This window comes from Mesorhizobium sp. P2_E6 (genome assembly GCF_056403835.1).
Genome location: NZ_JBFUEQ010000014.1, coordinates 1 through 22,935 on the forward strand (window position 1 = coordinate 1; position 22,935 = coordinate 22,935).

General features: G+C 63.1%; 23 protein-coding genes. 19 read left to right on the top strand and 4 right to left on the bottom strand.

The features are described from left to right. The 7 genes from AC1D08_RS28140 to AC1D08_RS28170 form a co-directional block, all read left to right on the top strand. On the top strand, positions 1 to 448 hold a 448-nt coding region (locus AC1D08_RS28140), incomplete at its 5' end, for a 2-oxo acid dehydrogenase subunit E2 (protein ID WP_477424543.1). Positions 449 to 462: 14 nt separating this feature from the next. Then, on the top strand, positions 463 to 885 hold the full coding sequence (locus AC1D08_RS28145) for a hypothetical protein (protein WP_457155043.1): 423 nt from the start codon (positions 463 to 465) through the stop codon (positions 883 to 885). Further along, positions 882 to 1,520: an SGNH/GDSL hydrolase family protein gene (locus AC1D08_RS28150; protein WP_477227110.1), complete on the top strand. Its 639-nt coding sequence runs from the start codon at positions 882 to 884 to the stop codon at positions 1,518 to 1,520. Before AC1D08_RS28145 ends, AC1D08_RS28150 begins: the two co-directional genes overlap by 4 nt. Before the next feature lie 15 nt (positions 1,521 to 1,535). Continuing rightward, positions 1,536 to 2,981 (top strand): dihydrolipoyl dehydrogenase, encoded by a 1,446-nt coding sequence (gene lpdA / locus AC1D08_RS28155; protein WP_095091623.1) that lies wholly within the window; start codon positions 1,536 to 1,538, stop codon positions 2,979 to 2,981. 90 nt (positions 2,982 to 3,071) lie between these two features. Beyond that, positions 3,072 to 3,329, top strand: a complete 258-nt coding sequence (locus tag AC1D08_RS28160) for a GlsB/YeaQ/YmgE family stress response membrane protein (protein ID WP_379025117.1) — start codon at positions 3,072 to 3,074, stop codon at positions 3,327 to 3,329. Between the two features lie 138 nt (positions 3,330 to 3,467). Then, complete coding sequence (gene lipA, locus AC1D08_RS28165) at positions 3,468 to 4,433, top strand: lipoyl synthase (protein WP_379025166.1); 966 nt, start codon at positions 3,468 to 3,470, stop codon at positions 4,431 to 4,433. 113 nt (positions 4,434 to 4,546) lie between these two features. Beyond that, positions 4,547 to 5,005 carry a type II toxin-antitoxin system RatA family toxin gene (locus AC1D08_RS28170; protein WP_095091621.1) on the top strand — a complete coding sequence of 153 codons (459 nt, stop codon included), beginning with the start codon at positions 4,547 to 4,549 and terminating at the stop codon, positions 5,003 to 5,005. A gap of 71 nt (positions 5,006 to 5,076) precedes the next feature. On the opposite strand, the gene AC1D08_RS28175 is transcribed toward AC1D08_RS28170, so the two are convergent. Next, positions 5,077 to 5,565 (bottom strand): CinA family protein, encoded by a 489-nt coding sequence (locus AC1D08_RS28175; protein WP_457153214.1) that lies wholly within the window; start codon positions 5,563 to 5,565, stop codon positions 5,077 to 5,079. Then, positions 5,562 to 6,785 (bottom strand): bifunctional 2-C-methyl-D-erythritol 4-phosphate cytidylyltransferase/2-C-methyl-D-erythritol 2,4-cyclodiphosphate synthase, encoded by a 1,224-nt coding sequence (locus AC1D08_RS28180; protein WP_457153213.1) that lies wholly within the window; start codon positions 6,783 to 6,785, stop codon positions 5,562 to 5,564. The genes AC1D08_RS28175 and AC1D08_RS28180 overlap by 4 nt, the downstream gene beginning before the upstream one ends. 232 nt (positions 6,786 to 7,017) lie before the next feature. On the opposite strand from AC1D08_RS28180, the gene dusB reads away from it, so the two are divergent. From dusB to hflX, 8 genes are all read left to right on the top strand, one after another. Then, the gene (gene dusB, locus AC1D08_RS28185) at positions 7,018 to 8,046 is read left to right on the top strand and encodes a tRNA dihydrouridine synthase DusB (RefSeq protein ID WP_457153212.1); all 1,029 of its coding nucleotides are present in this window, start codon (positions 7,018 to 7,020) and stop codon (positions 8,044 to 8,046) included. Then, on the top strand, positions 8,043 to 9,185 hold the full coding sequence (locus AC1D08_RS28190) for a two-component system sensor histidine kinase NtrB (protein WP_457153211.1): 1,143 nt from the start codon (positions 8,043 to 8,045) through the stop codon (positions 9,183 to 9,185). The genes dusB and AC1D08_RS28190 overlap by 4 nt, the downstream gene beginning before the upstream one ends. Beyond that, the gene (ntrC, locus tag AC1D08_RS28195; protein WP_095091616.1) at positions 9,182 to 10,642 is read left to right on the top strand and encodes a nitrogen regulation protein NR(I); all 1,461 of its coding nucleotides are present in this window, start codon (positions 9,182 to 9,184) and stop codon (positions 10,640 to 10,642) included. Before AC1D08_RS28190 ends, ntrC begins: the two co-directional genes overlap by 4 nt. A 129-nt stretch (positions 10,643 to 10,771) precedes the next feature. After that, positions 10,772 to 13,057 carry a sensor histidine kinase NtrY-like gene (locus tag AC1D08_RS28200; protein ID WP_477227111.1) on the top strand — a complete coding sequence of 762 codons (2,286 nt, stop codon included), beginning with the start codon at positions 10,772 to 10,774 and terminating at the stop codon, positions 13,055 to 13,057. Continuing rightward, a complete protein-coding gene (gene ntrX / locus AC1D08_RS28205) occupies positions 13,047 to 14,408 on the top strand; it encodes a nitrogen assimilation response regulator NtrX (protein ID WP_095091615.1) in 1,362 nt (453 codons plus the stop codon). Before AC1D08_RS28200 ends, ntrX begins: the two co-directional genes overlap by 11 nt. 101 nt (positions 14,409 to 14,509) lie before the next feature. Further along, positions 14,510 to 15,373, top strand: coding sequence for a D-amino-acid transaminase (locus AC1D08_RS28210; protein WP_457152298.1), 864 nt, complete (start codon positions 14,510 to 14,512; stop codon positions 15,371 to 15,373). 145 nt (positions 15,374 to 15,518) lie between these two features. After that, a complete protein-coding gene (hfq, locus tag AC1D08_RS28215; RefSeq protein ID WP_006202172.1) occupies positions 15,519 to 15,764 on the top strand; it encodes an RNA chaperone Hfq in 246 nt (81 codons plus the stop codon). Continuing rightward, entirely contained in the window at positions 15,765 to 17,156 is a 1,392-nt protein-coding gene (gene hflX, locus AC1D08_RS28220) for a GTPase HflX (RefSeq protein WP_457152299.1), read from the top strand. It abuts the gene before it with no gap. Positions 17,157 to 17,162: 6 nt separating this feature from the next. Here the strand turns inward: hflX and mazG are convergent, their stop codons facing one another. Further along, the gene (mazG, locus tag AC1D08_RS28225; protein WP_457152300.1) at positions 17,163 to 17,987 is read right to left on the bottom strand and encodes a nucleoside triphosphate pyrophosphohydrolase; all 825 of its coding nucleotides are present in this window, start codon (positions 17,985 to 17,987) and stop codon (positions 17,163 to 17,165) included. Between the two features lie 89 nt (positions 17,988 to 18,076). Beyond that, a complete protein-coding gene (locus tag AC1D08_RS28230; protein WP_457152301.1) occupies positions 18,077 to 19,261 on the bottom strand; it encodes an amino acid aminotransferase in 1,185 nt (394 codons plus the stop codon). A 201-nt stretch (positions 19,262 to 19,462) separates the two neighbouring features. Between AC1D08_RS28230 and AC1D08_RS28235 the strand changes: the two genes are divergently transcribed. The 4 genes from AC1D08_RS28235 to AC1D08_RS28250 all read left to right on the top strand — a co-directional run bounded on the left by AC1D08_RS28235 (position 19,463) and on the right by AC1D08_RS28250 (position 22,904). Then, a complete protein-coding gene (locus tag AC1D08_RS28235) occupies positions 19,463 to 20,620 on the top strand; it encodes a TIGR03364 family FAD-dependent oxidoreductase (RefSeq protein WP_457152302.1) in 1,158 nt (385 codons plus the stop codon). Next, positions 20,617 to 21,432, top strand: a complete 816-nt coding sequence (gene phnX, locus AC1D08_RS28240; RefSeq protein ID WP_477424546.1) for a phosphonoacetaldehyde hydrolase — start codon at positions 20,617 to 20,619, stop codon at positions 21,430 to 21,432. Before AC1D08_RS28235 ends, phnX begins: the two co-directional genes overlap by 4 nt. 168 nt (positions 21,433 to 21,600) lie before the next feature. Next, positions 21,601 to 22,134, top strand: a complete 534-nt coding sequence (locus AC1D08_RS28245; protein WP_457152306.1) for a sigma-70 family RNA polymerase sigma factor — start codon at positions 21,601 to 21,603, stop codon at positions 22,132 to 22,134. After that, a complete protein-coding gene (locus AC1D08_RS28250) occupies positions 22,131 to 22,904 on the top strand; it encodes an anti-sigma factor family protein (RefSeq protein WP_457152304.1) in 774 nt (257 codons plus the stop codon). Before AC1D08_RS28245 ends, AC1D08_RS28250 begins: the two co-directional genes overlap by 4 nt. Positions 22,905 to 22,935: the final 31 nt, after the last annotated feature.

Genomic DNA, 22,935 nt, shown 5'->3' on the forward strand with positions numbered 1-22,935 from the left:
TTGGACCGAAAGCGCCATGGTCAAGCACAAGCATGCCGATGTCGGCGTTGCGGTGTCGATCCCCGGTGGCCTGATCACGCCGATCATCCGCAAGGCGGACGAAAAGACGCTGTCCACCATCTCCAACGAGATGAAGGACCTGGCCAGCCGGGCGCGCAGCCGTAAGCTGAAGCCGGAAGAGTATCAGGGTGGCACCACGGCGGTGTCGAACCTCGGCATGTTCGGCATCAAGGACTTTGCCGCGGTGATCAACCCGCCGCATGCGACGATCCTGGCGGTCGGCGCCGGCGAGGAGCGGGCGGTGGTCAAGAATGGCGAGATCAAGATCGCCACCGTGATGTCGGTGACGCTGTCGACCGACCATCGCGCCGTCGACGGAGCGCTGGGGGCCGAATTGCTGGTTGCCTTCAAACGCCTGATCGAGAACCCGATGGGCATGCTGGTCTAGGAAGGGAAAGGGCGGTGCGGACATTCTTCACCAGCCTTTTCGCTTTCATTCTTTCCGGTTTGGCCGGCGGGCTGGTCGCGCAGTGGTTGGCCATCGCCACTGGCGCCGAGGAAGAATACATCCTCGTTTTCATGTTCTCGGTGCTGGTGACCTTCATGGTTACCTTCGTCTTCTTCGTGGCGCAGTTCATGACGGATCCGGTCGCGGCGGTGGCCAGGACGGGTAAGTGGCTGCTGATCGTGTTTGCGGTGATGCTTGCCCTGCTGGTCGCGCTTGTCCTCTACGCCGACAGCGGTGCCGCGGTGGTGAAGAAGGACATTCCCATGGTGGTCGGCTTTGGCCTGTCGGGCCTGGTGACGATCATTCTTCACTGGCTGTTCGTGAGCTGGCGGGTGAGACGCGGTTTGATCAAGGCACAGGTGGGTGTGGGTGCATGAAGACAGTTGTGTGCTACGGCGATTCGCTGACCTGGGGACACAACCCGGAGACTTTGAGCCGACATGAACATGAAGACCAGTGGCCAACCACACTGGCGAGAGCGCTCGGACCGAGCTTCCACGTCATTGCCGAGGGACTGGGCGGCCGCACCACGGCCTACGACGACTTCTTGTCCGGCGCGGACCGAAACGGCGCCCGGATATTGCCGACGATCCTGAGCACGCATTCGCCGATCGATCTGATCGTCATCATGCTTGGCTCCAACGACATGAAGCCGTCGATTCATGGCAGCGCGGTCATAGCGTCCTATGGCATGCGACGCCTCGTCGAAATCGTGCGGGGGCACGCCTATCCATTCGGCGGTGCCGCCCCCAGGATTATCCTGGTTGCGCCGCCGCATATCGTGGAAACCCGCAAGGTGGACTACGCCGAAATGTTGGGAACGGGTGCAATCGAGTCGCCCAAGCTCGCCGGCTTTTATCAAACCGCCGCCAACGAGATGGGCTGCGGCTTTTTTGATGCCGCGAGCGTCGCTAAATGTACACCGCTCGACGGCGTCCATCTCGATGCCGAAAACACGCGCAACATCGGCGAGGCGTTAGCGCCCCTCGTGCGCGGCATGCTGGAATCGTGAATCAAGGAGAAAATCGTGGCTGAGAACTACGACGTCATCATCATCGGCTCCGGCCCGGGCGGCTATGTCACAGCGGTGCGTTCCGCCCAGCTTGGCTTCAAGACGGCGATCGTCGAGCGCGAGCATCTTGGCGGCATCTGCCTCAACTGGGGTTGCATTCCGACCAAGGCGCTGCTGCGCTCGGCCGAGATCATGCACTATTCGGATCACCTGAAGGATTACGGGCTGAAGCTCGACGGCAAGGTCAGCGTCGACACTTCTGCCGTGGTCGACCGTTCGCGAAAAGTCTCGCTGCGGCTCAATGGCGGCGTTGCCTTCCTAATGAAGAAGAACAAGGTCGACGTGATCTGGGGCGAAGCCAAGCTCTCGAAGCCGGGTGAGATCGTCGTGTCCAAGACGGCCAAGACGCCAATGGAGCCGCAGCCGCCGGTGCCGAAAGGCGTCAAGGGCGAGGGCACCTACACCGCCAAGCACATCATTCTGGCGACCGGCGCCCGGCCGCGCGCGCTGCCCGGCATCGAGCCGGATGGCAAGCTCATCTGGACCTACTTCGAGGCCATGGTGCCGAAGGAGATGCCGAAATCGCTGCTGGTCATGGGTTCAGGCGCCATCGGCATCGAATTCGCCTCCTTCTACCGCACCATGGGCGCCGAAGTGACGGTTGTCGAACTCCTGCCTGCGGTGATGCCGGTCGAGGACGCCGAAGTCTCGAAATTCGCGCAAAAGCAGTTCGAGAAGCAAGGCATGAAGATCATCCTCGAGGCCAAGGTAACCAAGGTCGAGAAGGGCGCGAACTCGGTCACCGCGCATGTCGAGATGAAGGATGGCAAAGTCGAGAAGATCACCGCCGACCGCATGATCTCGGCCGTCGGCGTGCAGGGCAACATCGAAAACCTCGGGCTTGAGGCGCTGGGCGTGAAGACTGACCGGGGCTGTATTGTCATCGACGGCTACGGCAAGACCAATGTGCCCGGCATTTATGCCATCGGCGATGTCGCCGGCCCGCCGATGCTTGCCCACAAGGCAGAGCACGAGGGCGTGGTGTGCGTCGAAAAGATTGCCAACTTTCCCGGCGTGCATGCCACCGACAAGCTCAAGATTCCGGGCTGCACCTACTGCAATCCGCAGGTCGCCTCCGTCGGCCTGACGGAGGCCAAGGCCAAGGCCGAAGGCTGGGATATCCGAGTCGGAAGGTTCCAGTTCGCCGCCAACGGCAAGGCCATTGCGCTTGGCGAGGACCAGGGCTTCGTGAAGACCATCTTCGACAAGAAGACAGGTCAGCTGCTCGGCGCGCATTTGGTCGGCGCCGAGGTGACCGAACTGATCCAGGGCTTTGTCGTGGCGATGAACCTGGAGACGACCGAGGAAGAACTGATGCACACCATCTTCCCACATCCGACGCTCTCGGAAATGATGAAGGAAAGCGTGCTCGACGCCTATGGCCGGGCGCTGAACGCGTGATAAATCGGGCCCGCGGGTAATCGATGGAACCCGGCGGCAAGGATGTTCGTTTGCGGATGCATTTTCACCCATCACACAAGGAGAGGGCATATGCACTTGAATGGCGTCGGCTGGATAGCAGCAATCATTATCGGCGGCCTGGCAGGCTGGCTCGCCGAAATGGTCATGAAGAGCAACACCGGCATCTTCATGAACATTGTTCTGGGCATCGTCGGCGCGATCGTGCTGAACGCCATCCTGCAGGCGCTCAACATCGGTGTCTTCGGCATCGGCTGGACCGCCTATCTGATCACCGGCTTTATCGGCGCCTGCCTGCTGATCTGGGTCGGACGCCTGGTGCGCCGTTAATATCGTTGAACAGCTGCTATGCGAAAAGGGCTGCCGCGGCATGCACTGCGGCGGCCTTTTTCTTTGAGTTGAAAAGTCTTAGATGACGTTATGACAGCGAAAGCCGGACTGGCTGTCGCGAACAAACCAGGTTTCCAGATGGTCACTGTCCTCGATACGATTGCCAACGCACCGCGCTTGCGGCATCCGGAAAAGGCGCACAAGCCCGATCAGGACGTGCTGCGCAAGCCCGACTGGATCCGCGTCAAGGCGCCGGTCTCGAAGGGCTATGCCGAGACCCGCGAGATCGTGAAGTCGCACAAGCTGGTGACCGTCTGCGAAGAGGCCGGCTGCCCCAACATCGGCGAATGCTGGGAGAAGAAGCACGCCACCTTCATGATCATGGGCGAGATCTGCACACGCGCCTGCGCGTTCTGCAATGTCGCCACCGGCATCCCGACCGCACTCGATCCCGATGAACCGGCCCGCGTCGCGCACGCGGTCAAGCAGATGGGCCTGACCCATGTCGTCATCACCTCGGTCGACCGCGATGATCTCGCCGATGGCGGTGCGCAGCATTTTGCCGAGGTCATCCGCGCCATCAGGGCGGCCACGCCGTTGACCACGATCGAAATCCTGACGCCCGATTTCCTGCGTAAGGAAGGCGCACTGGAGATCGTCGTGGCGGCCAAGCCCGACGTCTTCAACCACAATCTCGAGACCGTGCCGTCGAACTATCTGACGGTTCGTCCAGGCGCCCGCTATTTTCATTCGATCCGACTGTTGCAGCGGGTCAAGGAACTCGACCCGTCGATCTTCACCAAGTCCGGCATCATGGTGGGCCTGGGCGAAGAGCGGAACGAAATCCTGCAATTGATGGACGATCTGCGCTCGGCCAATGTCGACTTCATGACCATCGGCCAGTATCTGCAGCCGTCCAAGAAGCACCATCCGGTGATCCGCTTCGTCACCCCGGAGGAGTTCAAATCCTTCGAGACGATCGGCCGGACCAAGGGTTTTCTGCTGGTGGCGTCGAGCCCGCTGACGCGTTCGTCGCATCACGCCGGCGACGATTTCGCTAGGTTGCGTGCGGCGCGGGAAGCGCTTCTCAAGAAATCGCTCTAATGCATGTCACCCAAAAGTGACCTCGGTTTTGGGAGAACGACATGCATAAAAACAAGGAATCCAAAGCGCGTCGCATGAATCCGTTTCAACGCAACGCGCTTTAGGGCCGGTTCATGCCGAAATTCGAAGCCACCCGCCGGGTTGCCCATACGCCGCAACAGATGTTCGCACTGGTTGCCGATATCGAGGCCTATCCGCAGTTCCTGCCGCTTTGCGAAGCGCTGACGGTGCGCTCGCGCAAGGAGCGTGACGGACGCACCGTTCTCGTCGCCGACATGAGCATCGGCTACAAGGCGATCCGCGAAACCTTCACCACGCAGGTGCTGCTGAAACCCGACGAGAACACCATCGACGTGAAATACATCGATGGCCCGTTCAAATATCTAAGCAATGTCTGGCGCTTCGAACCCGATGGCGGCGGCTGTATTGTCCGCTTCTTCATCGATTATGAATTCAAGAGCCGCATTCTGGGCGCGGTGATGGGCACCATGTTCGATCGAGCCTTCCGCATGTTCGCCGAGGCTTTCGAGAAGCGCGCCGACGTCATCTACGGTGTTGCATCGTCGGCCTGATGCATGTCGCCCAAAAGTGCGCAGCGGAACTACGACAGGCATAAATACAAAGACTTAAAGCGCATCGCGCCTTAAGTCTGGCCGAGCGCACGCAGTCCCAGTTCCAGCGCATGCCCAACTGTTTCACGGCGGATAAAATCGCGCCCCTTGTCGGCAAACAGCCTGTGCTCGGCAGCCACCGTCTCGCCGTCCAGCCCGACCCCGAACCAGACCAGGCCGACAGGCTTTTCCACCGATCCGCCGCCGGGCCCGGCGATGCCGGTGACCGCGAGCGTCAGCTTGGCGCGCGAATGGGCCAGCGCGCCCTTTGCCATTTCAATCGCCGTCTCGCGTGAAACAGCGCCATGATCTTCAAGCGTGGCGGGGGAAACACCGAGCATGTCCATCTTGGCTTCGTTCGAATAGGTGATGAAGCCGCGATCGACGACGGCGGACGAGCCGGCGATGTCGGTGAGCGCTGCGATGATCATGCCGCCGGTGCAGCTTTCCGCCGTTGCCAGCATGATGCCGCGCTGCTGGCAGGCCTGAAGTAGCGCGTTTGCCAGCTCGTCGTTGGTCATTCCGGCACCTCGCCGGGAAACACCACGCTGGCGGTGGCGATGGCCGCTATGCCTTCCTCGCGGCCGACAAAGCCGAGCTTTTCGTTGGTTGTCGCCTTGATCGAGATGCGATCAGGGGAAATTGCCAGCATCTGTGACAGGGCTGCCGTCATCGCCTCGCGATGCGGGCCGACGCGCGGCGCCTCGCAGATCAGCGTGATGTCGGCGTTGGCGATGCGGCCGCCGCGCTCGCGCACCAACTTTGCCGCATGTTCGACGAAGATACGAGATGCAGCGCCTTTCCACTGCGGATCGGACGGCGGGAAATGCGTGCCGATGTCGCCGGCGCCACAGGTCGCCAGCAGCGCATCGGTCAAGGCATGCAGGCCGACATCGGCGTCGGAGTGGCCCGAAAGTTTCTTGTCATGCGGGATGGCGACGCCGCACAGGGTGACATGGTCGCCAGGTTCGAAGGCGTGGACGTCGTAGCCATTGCCGGTTCTGATGTCGGGGAAGCGCGCACGTTCGCCGGAAAGCCGTTGGTCCGCCATTGCAATATCCCGTGCCCAGGTGAGTTTGACATTGTCCGGTGAACCCGGAACGATCTTTACCGGAATATGCGCCCATTCAGCGATCGCGGCGTCGTCGGTGAAGTCCATTTTTCCCAGGTGATGGGCTTTCTCGTGCGCGGCAAGAATGGGCCAGAACGGAAAGCCCTGTGGCGTCTGCGCGGCGTGAAGTCCGTTGCGGGAAACGGTTTCTCCCACGACGCCAGCGGCCGACTCGCGCTTCAGCGTATCGGCGACGGGCAGGGCGGGCAGCGCGCCCTCGCGCTCGCCGATGGCGTCGATGGTCCGGTCGATCAACTCCGCATCGACGAACGGGCGGACGGCGTCGTGGATCAGAACCCGGCCCGGCGCGTGGCCTCTCAGTGCGAGCAGACCGAGCCGCACCGACGCCTGCCTGGTCGCCCCGCCCATGATGGCGATGACCCGCTCGGCGTTGGCGCCTGCCGCCTGCTGGAACAACTCGTGGTCGTCGGCATGAATGGCGACAACAACTTCGCTGGTCCGCGGGTGGGCCAGGAAAATCTCAATCGTGTGGGCGATGACGGCGTGGCCGCCAATACTTTGATACTGCTTGGGTCCGTTGGCCTGCCCGGCGCGAGCGCCGCGGCCGGCGGCGACGATCACCACGGCGACCTTGCCATCGTCACTCGAATTTTCACTTGCGTCAGTCATGCAGATTGGCTTAGCGCACGATCCCGAAAAGTGTAATCGGTTTTCGGAAAAGATCGTGCGCCAAATATGAACTTCGAAGGCGTCCTTTGCGCCTTCCAAGGGGCGTCTGGCGCCAATTCAGAAGGCCAGCATTTTTCCCAATTGCGCCTTAATGTGACGTCATTCCGCGTTGCACATTGCGCCGGTTCTGGCTAGAGAATGTGCAGCGAACTAATATGCTTGGTTTTTGTGCATGCCTGATGTGACCAAATTGGCCGCGCCACTCGACGTCGGCGGCGTGCAAATTCGCAATCGCGTGTTCCTGGCGCCGATGTCGGGCATCACCGATGAGCCGTTCCGGCAGCGCGCCCATGCCCATGGCGCCGGTCTTGTCGTATCCGAAATGGTGGCCAGCGGCGAGCTTGCCAAGGGCAGGGCCGGTTGCGACCTGCGCATTCGTCATTCCGGCCTGCCGGTTCACATGGTGCAGCTTGCCGGCCGCGAGGCGGCGCACATGGCGGAAGGCGCGCGGATCGCCGCTGGCGAGGGCGCCGACATCATCGACATCAACATGGGCTGCCCGGCCAAGAAGGTCACCGGTGGTTATGCCGGCTCGGCATTGATGCTGGATCTCGACCACGCGCTGTCGCTGATCGACGCCGTGGTCGGCGCGGTCAAGGTGCCGGTCACGGTCAAGATGCGGTTGGGCTGGGACGAAGGCGCACTCAACGCCCCGATGCTGGCGCGCCGCGCCGAACAGGCCGGTGTCAGGATGGTGACGGTGCACGGCCGCACGCGCTGCCAGTTCTACCAGGGCAAGGCCGACTGGCGCGCCATCGCCCGGGTCAAGGAAGCCGTGTCGATCCCGGTCGTCGCCAATGGAGATGTTTCTTCGCCGGCGGAAGCGGCTGCCATTCTCGACCAGTCAGGTGCCAATGCCGTGATGATCGGCCGCGCGCATTACGGTGCGCCTTGGATCGCTGGCAGCATCGCGGCGGCCGCGACGGGCGAGGCAGCGGCCAAGGTGCCGCAGAACCGGATGGCGCTGGCCGACTATGTCGTGGCCCACTACGAGGACATGCTGGCGCTCTATGGCGTCGAAAGTGGCCTGCGCCAGGCGCGCAAGCATCTTGGCTGGTATCTCGACCGTCATGCCGGCGATGTCGCTGACGACAGTCGAAAGGCCATATTGACGGCATTCGAGCCTGCCCGCGTCATCGCCTTGCTGCGCGATGTGTTTTCGCGCGATCCGCAACCGCTGAACCTGCGGAGCGCCGCATGATCGCCGCCGTTGGCCAGGGTGTTGAAATGGCGGATGCCGCCCAGATCGTGCTCAACACCATCCGGCGCCCGGTGATCATGATCAGCGAGCAAGGGTTCATCACCTACGCCAATGCCGATGCCGAGGACTTTTTCCGCTCAAGCGCGACCATGCTCGCCCGCAACACGCTGTCGAAACTCATTCCCTTCGGCAGCCCGCTGCTGTCGCTGGTCGATCAGGTGCGCGACCGCCTCGCTCCAGTCAACGAATACCGGGTCGACGTGTCGTCGCCGCGCCTGGGCATCGAGAAGGTCGTCGATCTCTATGTCGCGCCGGTGCCGGAATTTCCAGGCTCCGTCGTGGTGATGTTCCAAGAAAGGTCAATGGCCGACAAGATCGACCGGCAGATGACGCACCGCGGCGCTGCGCGCTCGGTGACCGGCCTGGCGGCGATGCTTGCCCACGAGATCAAGAACCCGCTCTCCGGCATCCGCGGTGCTGCCCAGCTGCTCGAACTGTCGGCTTCCGACGAGGACCGCGCGCTGACGCGGCTGATTACCGACGAGACCGACCGCATCGTGTCGCTGGTCGACCGCATGGAGGTGTTTTCCGACGAGCGGCCGATCGATCGCTACCCCGTCAACATCCACGTCGTTCTCGACCATGTGAAGGCGATTGCCAAGAACGGTTTTGCCAAGAGAATCAAGATAATGGAGGATTATGATCCTTCGTTGCCTCCGGTGTTTGCCAACCGCGACCAGCTCATCCAGGTGTTCCTCAACCTGGTCAAGAACGCCGCCGAGGCAATCGGCAGTGACCCGCAGGGCGAGATCGTGCTGTCGACCGCCTTCCGGCCGGGCATCCGTGTTTCCGTTCCGGGCACGCAGGATCGCGTATCGCTGCCGCTGGAATTCTGCGTGCGCGACAATGGCTCCGGCGTCTCGGAAGATATCCTGCCGATCCTGTTCGATCCCTTTATCACCACCAAGCCGAACGGCTCGGGGCTGGGGCTGGCGCTGGTCGCCAAGATCGTCGGCGAGCATGGCGGCATCATCGAATGCGAATCGACGCCGCGCGGGACCACATTCCGCATTCTGATGCCGGCCTGGAAAGAGGTGCCATACGGCGCCGATGAAGACGGTGAAGGAGACCGCAAATGACCGTTCGCGGCAATATTCTCGTCGCCGACGACGATGCGGCGATCCGCACCGTCCTCAACCAGGCGCTTTCGCGCGTCGGTCACGAGGTGCGCGTCACTTCCAACGCTTCGACATTGTGGCGCTGGGTGGCGGCGGGCGAGGGCGATCTGGTCATCACCGATGTGGTGATGCCGGACGAGAACGCCTTCGACATGCTGCCGCGCATCAAGAAGGCGCGGCCGGAGCTGCCCGTTATCGTCATGAGCGCCCAGAACACCTTCATGACGGCGATCCGTGCATCCGAAACCGGCGCTTATGAATATCTGCCGAAGCCATTCGACTTGACCGAACTGCTCAACATCGTCAACCGGGCGCTTTCCGAGCCGCGGCGGCCGAAGATCGATGCGCGGCCGGAAGAGCAACCTGACGCGATGCCGCTGGTCGGCCGCTCGGCGGCCATGCAGGACATCTACCGCATGCTGGCGCGCATGATGCAGACCGACCTGACGGTGATGATTTCTGGCGAATCCGGCACCGGCAAGGAGTTGGTGGCGCGTGCGCTGCATGAGTATGGCCGCCGCCGCGGCGGCCCGTTCGTCGCCATCAACATGGCGGCGATCCCGCGTGACCTGATCGAGTCGGAACTGTTCGGCCACGAGAAGGGCGCCTTCACCGGCGCCCAGAACCGCTCCACCGGTCGCTTCGAACAGGCCGAAGGCGGCACGCTGTTCCTCGACGAGATCGGCGACATGCCGATGGAAGCGCAGACGCGCCTGCTGCGCGTCCTGCAGCAGGGTGAGTACACGACCGTTGGCGGACGCACGCCGATCAAGACCGACGTGCGCATCGTCGCCGCCACCAACAAGGATCTGCGCACGCTGATCAACCAGGGGCTTTTCCGCGAGGATCTTTTCTATCGCCTCAACGTCGTGCCGCTCAGGCTGCCGGCGCTGCGCGAGCGCTCCGAGGACGTGCCCGACCTCGTGCGGCACTTTTTCAAGCTCGGCGAGATGGAAGGCCTGCAGACCAAGCGCATTTCGTCGGGCGGCATCGAACTGATGAAGCGCTACCCCTGGCCGGGCAATGTGCGCGAACTGGAAAACCTCGTCCGCAGGCTCGCCGCGCTCTATTCGCAGGATGAGATTTCGGCCGAGATCATCGAAGCCGAGCTCAAGACCGGCGAGCGCCCGGTGGTGCCGGGCGGCGGCAACCTCATTCCCGACGACCTGTCCATCGGCCAGGCGGTCGAGCATTTCCTGCAGCGTTATTTCGCCTCGTTTGCCGGCGATTTGCCGCCTGCCGGTCTCTACCAGCGCATTCTGTCCGAGGTCGAGTATCCGCTGGTCCTGGCCTCGATGACGGCAACCCGCGGCAACCAGATCAAGGCCGCCGAACTGCTGGGCTTGAACCGCAACACGCTGCGCAAGAAGATTCGCGACCTCGGCGTCAACGTCTACAAATCATCGCGACAGCCCTGAGCCCTGATCCGAGCCCGGGCTCTTTTCAGGGGACCATCTCGCGAAAGATTTCCGTCTCGGTCACACTTGTTGCATAATCGCCACAATGCGTTGCATACATCCGACGCAATGATGGCTCTAGACGGCGACATGGCTCCGCAGGCACCGACACTCAACCAACCGCTTTTCAGCGAACCCGGCGCACGCGACGGGCGCAGGCTGCTTGCGCTGCCCGGTGTGGTCGCGGTCGGCGGCGCGCTGGTGACGGCGGCGATCTCGTTCACCATCCTCGTCGGCGCCACGCCGATTACGCCCAACGAGTCGACGACGCTCGCATTGATCGCCCTCAATGCCATATTCGTCCTGTTCCTCATCGCGCTGGTCGGACGCGAAGTACACCGCATCCTGATGGCTCGCCGGCACGGCAAGGCGGCCTCGCGGCTGCATGTGCGCATCGTCGCAATGTTTGCCCTGGTCGCCGCAATTCCCGCCATCATGGTGGCGATCATCGCCTCGATCACGCTCGACATCGGCCTCGACCGCTGGTTCGAAATCCGCACCAAGACGATCGTCAATTCGTCATTGTCGATCGCCGATGCCTATGTCCAGGAAAACGCCCGCAACCTCCAGGGCACGACGCTGTCGATGGCCTATGATCTCGACGCGTCAAGGACGCTCTATGGCCTTGATCGGACTGGCTTTCTCGACCTGATGAACAAGGAAGCCGTGGGCCGGTCGCTGGCCCATGCAGCGCTGATCAAACCCGACGGCTCGTTCGTCATGAGCGCCAAGACCGACACCGATTTCGCCATGCCCGAGCCGCCGGAAGGCGCCGTGGCCAGCGCCTCCGACGGCAAGCCGGTGCTGATAGAGCCGAAAACGCGCAACATCATGGGCGCCATCGTCAAGCTGCGCGAGATCGATGGGCTCTATCTCTACACCATTCGCCTCGTCGATCCCGAAGTGATCAAGGCGCGGCAGATCGTCAGATCCAACACCGACGAATATCGCGGGCTGGAAGATAACAGGCGCACGTCGCAGGTGGCCTTCGCGCTGCCCTATCTGTCGCTGACGCTGATCATCATCCTGTCCGCGATCTGGACCGGCATTGCCGTTGCCGATCGCCTAGTGCGGCCGATTCGCCAGCTTATCGGCGCCGCCGACGAGGTGGCGACCGGCAATCTCGACGTCGCGGTTCCCGTCAGGCCATCGGACGGCGATGTCGCCTCGCTCGGCGACACGTTCAACAAGATGCTTCTCGAACTGAAATCACAGCGCAACGAGATCCTGTCCGCCAAGGACCTGATCGACGAACGGCGCCGTTTCTCCGAAGCGGTGCTTGCCGGTGTCACCGCCGGCGTCATTGGTGTCGACCCCTATGGCATCGTCACCATCGTCAACCGCTCGGCCGAGGCGATGCTGGCGATATCCGCCAACGCTGCACTTGGACAGAACCTCTCCGCCGTGCTGCCGCATGTCGGCCGCGTCTTCGAGATCGGTCGCAAGTCCGGCAAACCCGTCTATCGCGAGCAGGTGACCTTCTACCGTGCCGGTGCCGAGCGAACCTTCAACGTGCAGATCACCATCGAGGCCGGCGACGACGGCGCGGAGGAAAAATCCTATGTCGTGACGGTCGACGACATCACCGATCTGGTTCAGGCGCAACGCTCCTCCGCCTGGGCCGACGTGGCGCGGCGCATCGCGCATGAGATCAAGAACCCGCTGACGCCGATCCAGCTGTCGGCCGAGCGCATCAAGCGCCGCTACGGCAAGGTCATCACCGAGGACCGCGAGGTTTTCGACCAGTGCACCGACACCATCATCCGGCAGGTCGAGGACATCGGCCGCATGGTCGACGAGTTCTCGGCGTTCGCCCGCATGCCGAAGCCCGAAATGAAGGCCATCGACCTGCGCGAATCGCTGCGCGAGGCCTCGTTCCTGGTCGAGGTCAGCCGCGCCGACATCACCTTCGAACGGGTATTCGGCAGCGAGCCGCTCAAGGGCACGTTCGACAGCCGGCTGATGGCGCAGGCTTTCGGCAATGTGATCAAGAACGCCGCCGAAGCAATCGATGGGCTGGAACAGAAGGATGGTTCGCACGGCATAATCCGGATTCAAGCCGGCCGCCAGAATGGCGCGATTCGCATCGACGTCATCGACAATGGCAAGGGGCTGCCGCGCGAGAATCGCCAACGGCTGCTCGAGCCCTATATGACCACACGCGAGAAGGGCACCGGGCTCGGTCTCGCTATCGTCAAGAAGATCGTGGAGGACCATGGCGGCAGGCTGGAACTTCATGATGCGCCCGCGGATTTCCACGGCGGGCGCGGCGCGATGATCAGCATCATCCTGCCGCCTGTGGCGGTCGCGCTTCCGCGTGGCGAAAGCAGGTCGGAAAACGAACGAGAAACTGAAAAGGTCGGTAATGGCGTCTGATATTCTCATCGTCGATGACGAGGAAGACATCCGTGAACTCGTCGCAGGCATCCTGAGCGACGAAGGTCACGAAACCCGCACGGCATTCGATGCCGACAGCGCATTGGCGGCGATCGCCGACCGGGCGCCGCGGCTGATTTTCCTCGACATCTGGCTGCAGGGCTCGCGTCTGGACGGCCTGGCGCTGCTCGACGAGATCAAAACGATGCACCCGACCTTGCCGGTGGTGATGATCTCCGGTCACGGCAACATCGAAACGGCAGTCTCCGCCATTCGTCGCGGGGCCTATGACTTCATCGAAAAGCCGTTCAAGGCCGACAGGCTGATCCTCATTGCCGAGCGTGCGCTCGAAACCTCGAAATTGCGGCGCGAGGTTTCCGACCTCAAGCTGCGCAGCGGCGAAACCTTCGATCTGATCGGCATGTCGTCGGCGATGAGCCAGCTGCGCCAAACCATCGAGCGCGTCGCGCCGACCAACAGCCGTGTCATGATCATCGGCCCCTCAGGCTCGGGCAAGGAACTGGCCGCGCGCGCCATCCACACGCTGTCGGCACGCAAGGGCGCGCCATTCGTCACGCTGAGCGCCGCTAACATCACGCCCGAGCGCATGGAGATCGAGCTGTTCGGCACCGAATCGAACGGTGTCGAGCGCAAGGTCGGCGCGCTCGAGGAGGCGCATCGCGGCATCCTCTACATCGACGAAGTGGCCGACATGCCGCGCGAGACGCAGAACAAGATCCTGCGCGTGCTGGTCGAGCAGCAGTTCGAGCGCGTAGGCGGCACCAAGCGGGTCAAGGTCGACGTCCGCATCATTTCCTCGACCTCGCAGAACCTCGAAGCGATGATTGCCGACGGCCGTTTCCGCGAGGATCTTTACCATCGCCTGGCGGTGGTTCCGGTCATGGTGCCGGGACTGGCCGAGCGGCGCGAGGACATTCCCTACCTCGTCGACAATTTCATGAAGCAGATCGCCCGCCAGGCCGGCATCAAGCCGCGCCGCATCGGCGATGACGCGCTGGCCGTGCTGCAGGCGCACAACTGGCCGGGCAACGTCCGCCAGCTGCGCAACAATGTCGAGCGTCTGATGATCCTGGCGCGCGGCGATGACGTCGATGCGCCGATCACCGCCGACCTGTTGCCGTCCGAAATCGGCGATGTCATGCCGCGCACGCCGAATCAATCCGACCAGCACATCATGGCGCTGCCGCTGCGCGAGGCGCGCGAACAGTTCGAGAAGGACTATCTGATCGCCCAGATCAACCGCTTTGGCGGCAACATCTCGAAAACCGCCGAGTTCATCGGCATGGAGCGCTCCGCTTTGCACCGCAAGCTGAAGTCGCTGGGCGTCTGACAGGCGCGACGTCCGATCGGCCGCGCTTGGGCCAACCATTTGCCGGTTACGGCAGCGGCGGAATCGCATAAGAAAGCCCGAGAATTATCCAGGGGTCGCCAATGCCGCGCATTGCCTATGTCAACGGGCGCTACGTCGCTCATGCGGACGCTTCCGTGCATATCGAGGACCGCGGCTATCAGTTCGCCGATGGCGTGTACGAGGTCTGCGAGGTGGCGCGTGGCTTCATCGTCGATATGCCGCGCCATCTGGCCCGTTTGAACCGCTCGCTGACCGAACTGTCGATTGCCTGGCCGGTGACGCGCGGTGTCCTGCCGCTCATCCTGCGCGAGGTGGTCAACCGCAATCATGTCGCCAATGGCCTGGTCTATGTCCAGGTCACGCGTGGCGTCGCCAGCCGCGACTTTGTCTTCCCGTCGGCGGACACCAGGCCGTCCCTGGTGGTCACAGCCAGGAAAGCCGATCCTGCCGCCGGAGCAAAGCGGGCTGAAACCGGCATTGCGGTCATCACCGTGCCGGAGAATCGCTGGGACCGGGTCGATATCAAGAGCGTCGGACTGCTGCCTAACGTGCTGGCCAAGCAGAAGGCCAAGGAAGCCGGTGCGCAGGAGGCATGGTTCGTCGACAGCGACGGCATGGTCAAGGAAGGCGGCTCGTCGAACGCCTGGATCGTCACCACGGATGGCGTTCTGGTCACCAGGCCGGCCGAGCATGGCATCCTGCGCGGCATCACCCGCACGACCATGTTCGAGGTGGCGGCCAGCCTTGGCTTGAAGATCGAGGAACGTGGTTTTTCCGTCGCCGAGGCCAAGGCAGCGCGTGAGGCGTTCATCAGTTCCGCGACCACAATTGCCATGCCGGTGGTGGCCATCGACGGCGATCCGGTTGCCAATGGACACCCCGGCTCAGTAACACTTTCCTTGCGTAAGGCCTTTTTTGACATTGCGGAAAAAAGTCCAGCCTGATAACCGCACAGGTGGAATGAACATCAATTTATCTCGTTCTGCTTGTCGTTACTGACGACAAGAGGGTGTTTGCGCGCTTGACATGTGCCCGTTAATTTGGCGCATTGGCTTGCAAACCGAAGGGGATCGGCGAAAGACAAGAACAATGGCGGAACGATCGCAAAACCTTCAGGACCTGTTCCTGAATTCAGTTCGCAAGAGCAAGAACCCGCTCACCATCTTCCTTATCAACGGCGTGAAGCTGACCGGCGTGGTCACTTCGTTCGACAATTTCTGTGTCCTGCTGCGCCGCGACGGTCATTCCCAGCTCGTCTACAAGCACGCCATTTCCACGATCATGCCGAGCCAGCCGGTTCAGATGTTCGATGGCGAGGAAAGCCAGGGCGCCTGATTGGCACGTGAGAAAGACGCGGACGCACCAGTTCGCGGAAAACCAGCACATCATCCCGGGACGGAAGCCAAGGGCCCGACCCGGGCCGTTGTCATCGTGCCGGTGCTTACGCGCCAGCCGCGCGGTGACGACGATACCAACCGTCCGCGGCTGACGCGTTCGGCTGACGCTCGTCACGACGAGGCCGTCGGCCTTGCCCGCGCCATCAGCCTTGACCTGATCCACACGGCGGTGGTGACCGTCAACGATCCGCGCCCGGCGACGTTGCTCGGCAGCGGCAAAGTCGCCGAGTTCGCCGAAATCGTCAAAGAGGGTCATGCGGAAGTGGTCATCGTCGACCATCCGCTGACGCCGGTGCAGCAGCGCAATCTCGAAAAGGAACTGAATGCCAAGGTGCTGGACCGCACCGGCCTGATCCTTGAGATTTTTGGCGAGCGTGCGCGCACCAAGGAAGGCACGCTGCAGGTCGAGCTTGCCCATCTCAATTACCAGAAGGGCCGTCTTGTGCGCAGCTGGACCCACCTCGAGCGCCAGCGCGGCGGTGCCGGCTTCCTCGGTGGTCCCGGTGAAACGCAGATCGAATCGGATCGGCGCGTGCTTCAGGACAAGATCATCAAGCTGAAGCACGAACTGGAAACCGTGCGCCGCACCCGTGACCTGCACCGCGCCAAGCGCAAGAAGGTGCCGTTTCCGGTGGTGGCGATCGTCGGCTACACCAATGCCGGCAAGTCGACCTTGTTCAACCGGCTGACCGGAGCCGGCGTGCTGGCTCAGGACATGCTGTTCGCCACCCTCGACCCAACGCTGCGCCGCGTGCGCCTGCCGCATGGCACGCCGATCATCCTTTCGGACACGGTCGGTTTCATCTCGGACCTGCCGACGCATCTCATCGCCGCTTTCCGCGCCACCCTGGAAGAGGTGGTCGAGGCCGACCTCGTCATCCACCTGCGCGACATTTCCGATCCCGATACAGCCGCGCAGGCCGAGGATGTCGAACGCATCCTCGCCGATCTCGGTGTCGATGCCGGCGACGCCAAGCGGGTCATCGAAGTGTGGAACAAGATCGACAGGCTCGACGAAGGCAACAGGAACCGGCTGCTTGCCGACGGCACCGACGCCAGCAAGGCGCCGCCGGTCGCGGTGTCGGCGGTGACCGGCGAGGGCATCGATGCGCTGAAGGCGATCATCGAAACGCGCATGGCGGGCGAACTCGAAGACCTGACGGTGACGATCGAGCCAGCACAGTTCGGTCTTGTCGACTGGCTTTACCGCAATGGCGACGTCGTTTCGCGAACCGACAATGACAACGGCAGCGCCACCATCTCGCTCAAGGCGACGCAAAGCGCCCGCGAAGAAATAGAAAGCAGATTGCGCGCCAAAACCAAAGGGTAACGTCGCTTACTTCACGGTTTTTGCATCCTGCCAGAGCGCTTCCATCTCGGCCAGGCTCGCCTTGTCCAGCGTGTTACCCGACTTTTCCAGGGCCTGCTCGACATAGTGGAAGCGTGAGCGGAACTTCTCATTGGTGCCGCTCAGCGCGGCTTCTGAATCGAGCTTGAGGTGCCTGCCGAGATTGACGACGGCAAACAGCATGTCGCCGAACTCGTCCTTGATCGACGCGGTGTCACCATTGGCCAGCGCCTCGCGCAACTCGCCAATCTCTTCCTCGATCTTGTCGAGGATAGGAGCTGCCTCGCTCCAATCGAAGCCGACGCGGGCGGCCTTCTCTTGCAGTTTCAGCGCTCGCGTCAGCGCGGGCAGGGCGACCGGAACACTGTCCAGAAACCCCTTGCCATTGTCCTCGGGGTCGAGACCGCGGGCGAGGCGGGCGCCTCGTTTTTCCGCCTTTTCCTCGGCCTTGATCTTTTCCCACATGCCCTTGGCCATGCCGGCGCTGCGGGCCTCCTCGTCGCCGAAGACATGCGGATGGCGACGGATCATCTTCGTCGTGATGGCCCGGACCACATCGCCGAAGGCGAATTCACCGGCCTCCTCGGCCATTTGCGCGTGGTAGACGACCTGCAGCAGAAGGTCGCCGAGTTCGTCGCGCAGATCGTCGAGGTCACCGCGCGCGATGGCATCCGCCACCTCGTAGGCCTCCTCGATCGTATAGGGCGCGATGGTCGAGAAATCCTGCTCGATGTCCCATGGACAACCAGTTTTCGGCGCTCGCAGCGCCGCCATGATCTCGATCAGGCGCGAAATGTCATTCGATGGCGTCATGCGACCGATGCTACCGCGCGGCCACTCGCGCGGCCAACGTTGTCAGCCGGCGAGGGGGCCTTGTCCACAGGTGCTGGGTACCCGGCCTGTCAATCAAGAACGGAAACGATCGCCTTGGCGAGTTCGTCCATCCCGTCCTCGGGCAGACCCGCGACGTTGATGCGGCTGTCACCGACCATGTAGATGCCGTGCTCGGCACGCAGCCGCTCGACCTGCGCTTCCGTGAGGCCAAGGCGGGAGAACATGCCCCGGTGGCTGGCAACGAAATCGAAACGGTCGGAATTGGACTGCCGGCGCAGCGCCTCGGCGAACTGGACCCGAAGCCTGAGCATGCGCAGCCGCATCTCCTCGAGTTCGGCCTCCCAGTCCGCGCGCAACGCGGCGTCTTCCAGCACGATACGCACAGCGGCAGCGCCATGATCCGGCGGCATCGAATACATGGCGCGCGCCGCCGATAGCATTTGACCCATCGCCAGATCGGCCTGGGCGCCGTCCTTGGCCAGGATCATCGCGGCGCCGACGCGGTCGCGGTAGACGGCGAAGTTCTTCGAGCAACTCGACGCGACGACCATTTCCGGAACCTTCGCGGCCAGCAGGCGCAAGCCGAGAGCATCGGCCTCAAGGCCATCGCCAAAGCCCTGATAGGCGATGTCGACAAACGGCAGCAGGCCGCGCTCGACCACCAGATCGACAACGGCGGCCCATTGGGCGCTGTCCAGATTAGCGCCGGTCGGATTGTGGCAGCAGCCATGCAGCAGCACCACGTCACCGCTGTTTGCCGTCCGCAGCGCTGCCAGCATGTCGTCGAAGCGAACGGCACCCGAAGCCGCATCGAAATAGGGGTATTCGCGGATCTGCAGGCCAGCGGCGCGCATCACCGGCATGTGGTTCGGCCAGGTCGGGTCCGAAAGCCAGACCGTCGCGTTCGAACGCGTCCGCTTCAGCAATTCCGCCACCAGCCGCAGCGCACCGGACCCGCCGGGCGCCTGTGCGGCGCGGATGCGCGTCATGTCGGCGCCTGGGCCGAAGGCAAGCTTGGCCATCACCGCGTTGAAGCCGACATCGCCGGCCAGGCCGAGATAGGTCTTGGTGTCCTGGCCCTGCAGCAGGCGCTTTTCGGCCTCGCGCACGGCGCGCATGACCGGCGTCTTGCCATCGCGATCCTTGTAGACGCCGACACCGAGATCGACTTTGTCGGGACGCGGATCGGCGCGATAGAGGCCGATCAGGGCAAGGATCTTGTCGGCGGGGGCGGGCTGCAGATCTTCGAACATTGGCAAAGGTTCCGTTGACGCGGCGGAGTGATACGCAAATCGAACGTATTTCGCCAGAGCTTTTCCTGCCGCCTCGGCGTGGCTGTGCATGGACGTTGTCCGAGACGACAAGGCCATCAGGACCTACACGCTACTGTCACATCGGCGTAGTCTGAATAGCCTTTCCAGCACGAAGCCTGAGAATGATGGTGTGAGATAACGATGAGCCGGCAAGAAAAATTCGACCTCGCCATCGTTGGCGCCGGCATTGTCGGTCTCGCCCATGCGCTCGCCGCCGTCCGTCGTGGTCTCAGCGTCGTCGTCATAGACCGTGACGCTCAGGCCAACGGCGCTTCAGTGCGTAATTTCGGCTTTGTTACGGTCAGTGGTCAGGAACGCGGCCAGGTATGGCGCCGTGCGATGCGATCTCGCGACATCTGGCTGGAACTGGCCGCGCCCGCCGGCATCAAGGTCATCCAGCGCGGCTTGGTCGTCGTCGCGCGCCGTCCGGAAGCGCTCTCGGTGATCGAGGCGTTTCTTCAAACCGAGATGGGCGAGGGTTGCCTGCTGCTCGAACCCGATGTGCTTCGCCGCGACCATCCAGAACTGGCGGGCCGGAATTTTGCCGGCGGCCTGTGGAGCCCGCACGATGTGCGCGTCGAGTCGCGCCAGGCCATCCCGCAGCTGGCAACCTTCCTCGCCGAAAAGCATGGCGTCGAATTCCGGCGCGAGACGGTGGTGCGCTCGATCGAGCCGCCCGATATCGAGACAAGCCGGGGTCCGGTTTTCGCCGACAAGGTGATCGTCTGCCCGGGCGACGACCTGGTCACGCTTTACCCCGATCGCATCGCGCGATACGGCGTCACGCGCTGCAAATTGCAGATGATGCGCCTTGCCGATCCCGGCTTCCGGTTGCCGGCAGCGGTGATGTCGGATCTTGGGCTGGCGCGTTACAGCGGTTACGCCGCTTTGCCAGAAGCCGCCGCTTTGCGAAGCCGGCTGGAAGTCGAGCAAGGCGACGCGCTCGACAACGGCGTGCATCTAATCGTCGTCCAGAGTGCCGATGGCACGCTCGTGGTGGGCGATTCACACCACTATGCGACAACGCCAGATCCGTTCGCCTCGGGGCGTGTCGACGACCTCATCCTTGAGGAGTTCAGCGCCGTCTTCGGTGGCCCGCCGCCGCCCGCGCTGGAACGCTGGACCGGCATCTATGCCTCAGCAACCGGCCAGACAATGTTCGCCGACGCGCCGCGGGAGGGCGTGCGGCTGGTCATGATCACCAGCGGTACCGGCGCCAGCACCTCGTTCGCGATCGCCGAAGAGGTGGTCGACGAGCTTTTCGGTTCAACCAAGGCCGACGCCAGGAAGATCGCATGATGCCCACTCAAGGTTTGCTTCGCGCCGTCGTCCTCGACTGGGCCGGCACCGTTGTCGATCACGGTTCGCTGGCGCCGATGGGTGTCTTTGTCGAGGCCTTCGCCGAATTCGGCGTGGCGATCAGCGTCGACGAGGCGAGGGGGCCAATGGGAATGGCCAAGCGCCCGCACATCGCAGCACTGCTGGCACAGCCCAGGATCGCCGCCGCCTGGACGGAGCAGCACGGTCATGCGCCGACGAATGCCGACATCGACGCCATCTATGACGTATTTGTGCCGAGGAACCGGGCTGTGGCGGCGCGGTTCTCGGATGTCATTCCCGGTGTTGTCGACGTGGTCAAGGCGCTGCGGAAGCGCGGCCTCAAGATCGGCACGACAACTGGCTATACGCGCGACATCATGGCGGAGATACTGCCGGTTGCCGCCGCGCAGGGCTTTTCGCCGGATTGCCTGGTCTGCACCGGCGATACACCCGACGGCAGGCCGACGCCGTTCATGCTCTGGAAGGCGCTGACCGAACTCGGCGTCTATCCGCCGTGGCTGTGTGTCAAGGTCGATGACACCGAGGTCGGCATCGGCGAGGGGATCAATGCGGGCGCCTGGACCGTCGGAGTGGCGGTGACCGGCAATGTCTTTGGTCACACGCTGGCGGAGACGCAGGCTATGGCTGCGGATGTGTTCAGGATGAAACGGGCCGAGGCATCGGCCAAGCTCACGGCCGCCGGCGCGCATTTCGTCGTCAAGGGCGTCGCCGATCTGCTGCCCGTGATTGCCGCGATTGAAGGCAAGCTGCGGCGCGGCGAAAGGCCCTGATCGTTCACTCGGCCGAGTGCCACCTGCATTGCAGCACCCTGCGCCGGTATCGCGAGATTGCCCGGTTTGCCGGCGAGGCGAGGGCGGTTGCGAACGATGTCCTCCAGCGATCCGCGAAAAAGATGGCGCGGCTGGGATTAAAATCCCCACATGCTCCGTAAACAGGACATGAAACGGTCGATGCCGCGCTTTGACATCATAGGACAGCTCGGTTCGCTGCGCCGCTACGCGCGCTCGCTGACGCATGACAGCACGGACGCCGAGGATCTCGTGCATGACGCGCTGGTGCGGGCCTATGAACGGCGCGCCACTTTCCGCTCTAGCGGCAATTTGCGCGCATGGCTGTTGTCGATCGTGCACAACACATTCATCGACAAAATGCGCTCCCGCAAATCCGAAGCCGCTCGCCTCGAACAGGCCGGATATCTTGCCGAAGCCAGCACACCGGCGCCGCAGGAACACTCCGTGCGCCTGGCCCAGGTTCGCGAAGCCTTCTTCAGCCTGCCGCAAGAACAGCGTTCGGCCCTGCATCTCGTCGCCATCGAAGGGCTTTCCTATCAACAGGCGGCCGATGCCAGCGGCGTGCCGCTGGGAACGCTGATGTCGCGCATCGGCAGGGCGCGCGCCGCACTGCGCAAGATGGAGGACGCGGCGCCCTCGAAGACGAAAAACCACCTTAGGATCGTTGGAGGACCGTCATGACTGGAACTGTCGATCCCGTGGCCGATACCGAGCTCGACGCTTATGTCGACGACCAGCTCGATGTCACCCGTCGCATCGAGGTCGAGGCGTTTTTGTCCACCCGTCCGGAGGCGGCGGCGCGCGTGATGTCGGATCTGCGGACGCGCGACGAACTGCGTGTGGCTCTTGCCGGGTCCGGGGGCATGGCGCGGCCGGCGACCGCCGACGCCGCGCGGCGGCTGGAGAGGGGGCTTTTCCGCGGCCGCATCTTCGGTGTGCTGCAGCGTGCGGCGGCAGTGGCCGCCTTCGTCGCTGCCGGCTGGCTGGCAAACGGCATTATCGGGCCGATGTCGGTGACCAAGGTCGTCGCCTCGCCGCAGCCGCCCGCCTATGTCGACGAAGCGGTGCGCGCCCATAGGACGACGCTGGTGCGCGAGACCATGCCGTCGCAGCCCGAGGCACCCAACTACAATGCCGGCGAGATCCGCGCCGCAACCGCGATCGTCATGCCGTCGCTGCCCAAGGACTGGAAGGTGCGCGACGTGCAGATCTATCCGTCGCGCTTCGGTCCGAGCGTCGAGATGGCTGTCGAGACGAAGGAGATGGGCCTGGTCTCGCTGTTTGCGATCCGGCCGGGCAATTTCGACGTCGTCAAGCCGACCGTCGCGCCTACGGGTGACATTTCTTCGGCCTATTTCCAGATCGGCGAGGTCGCCTATGCGGTGGTCGGACGAAGCGAGGTCCGCGATCTCGACCGCGCCGCCGAGACGCTCGCCAAAACGCTTTACTGACCGACCCACGCTTTGCTGACCGATACACAAA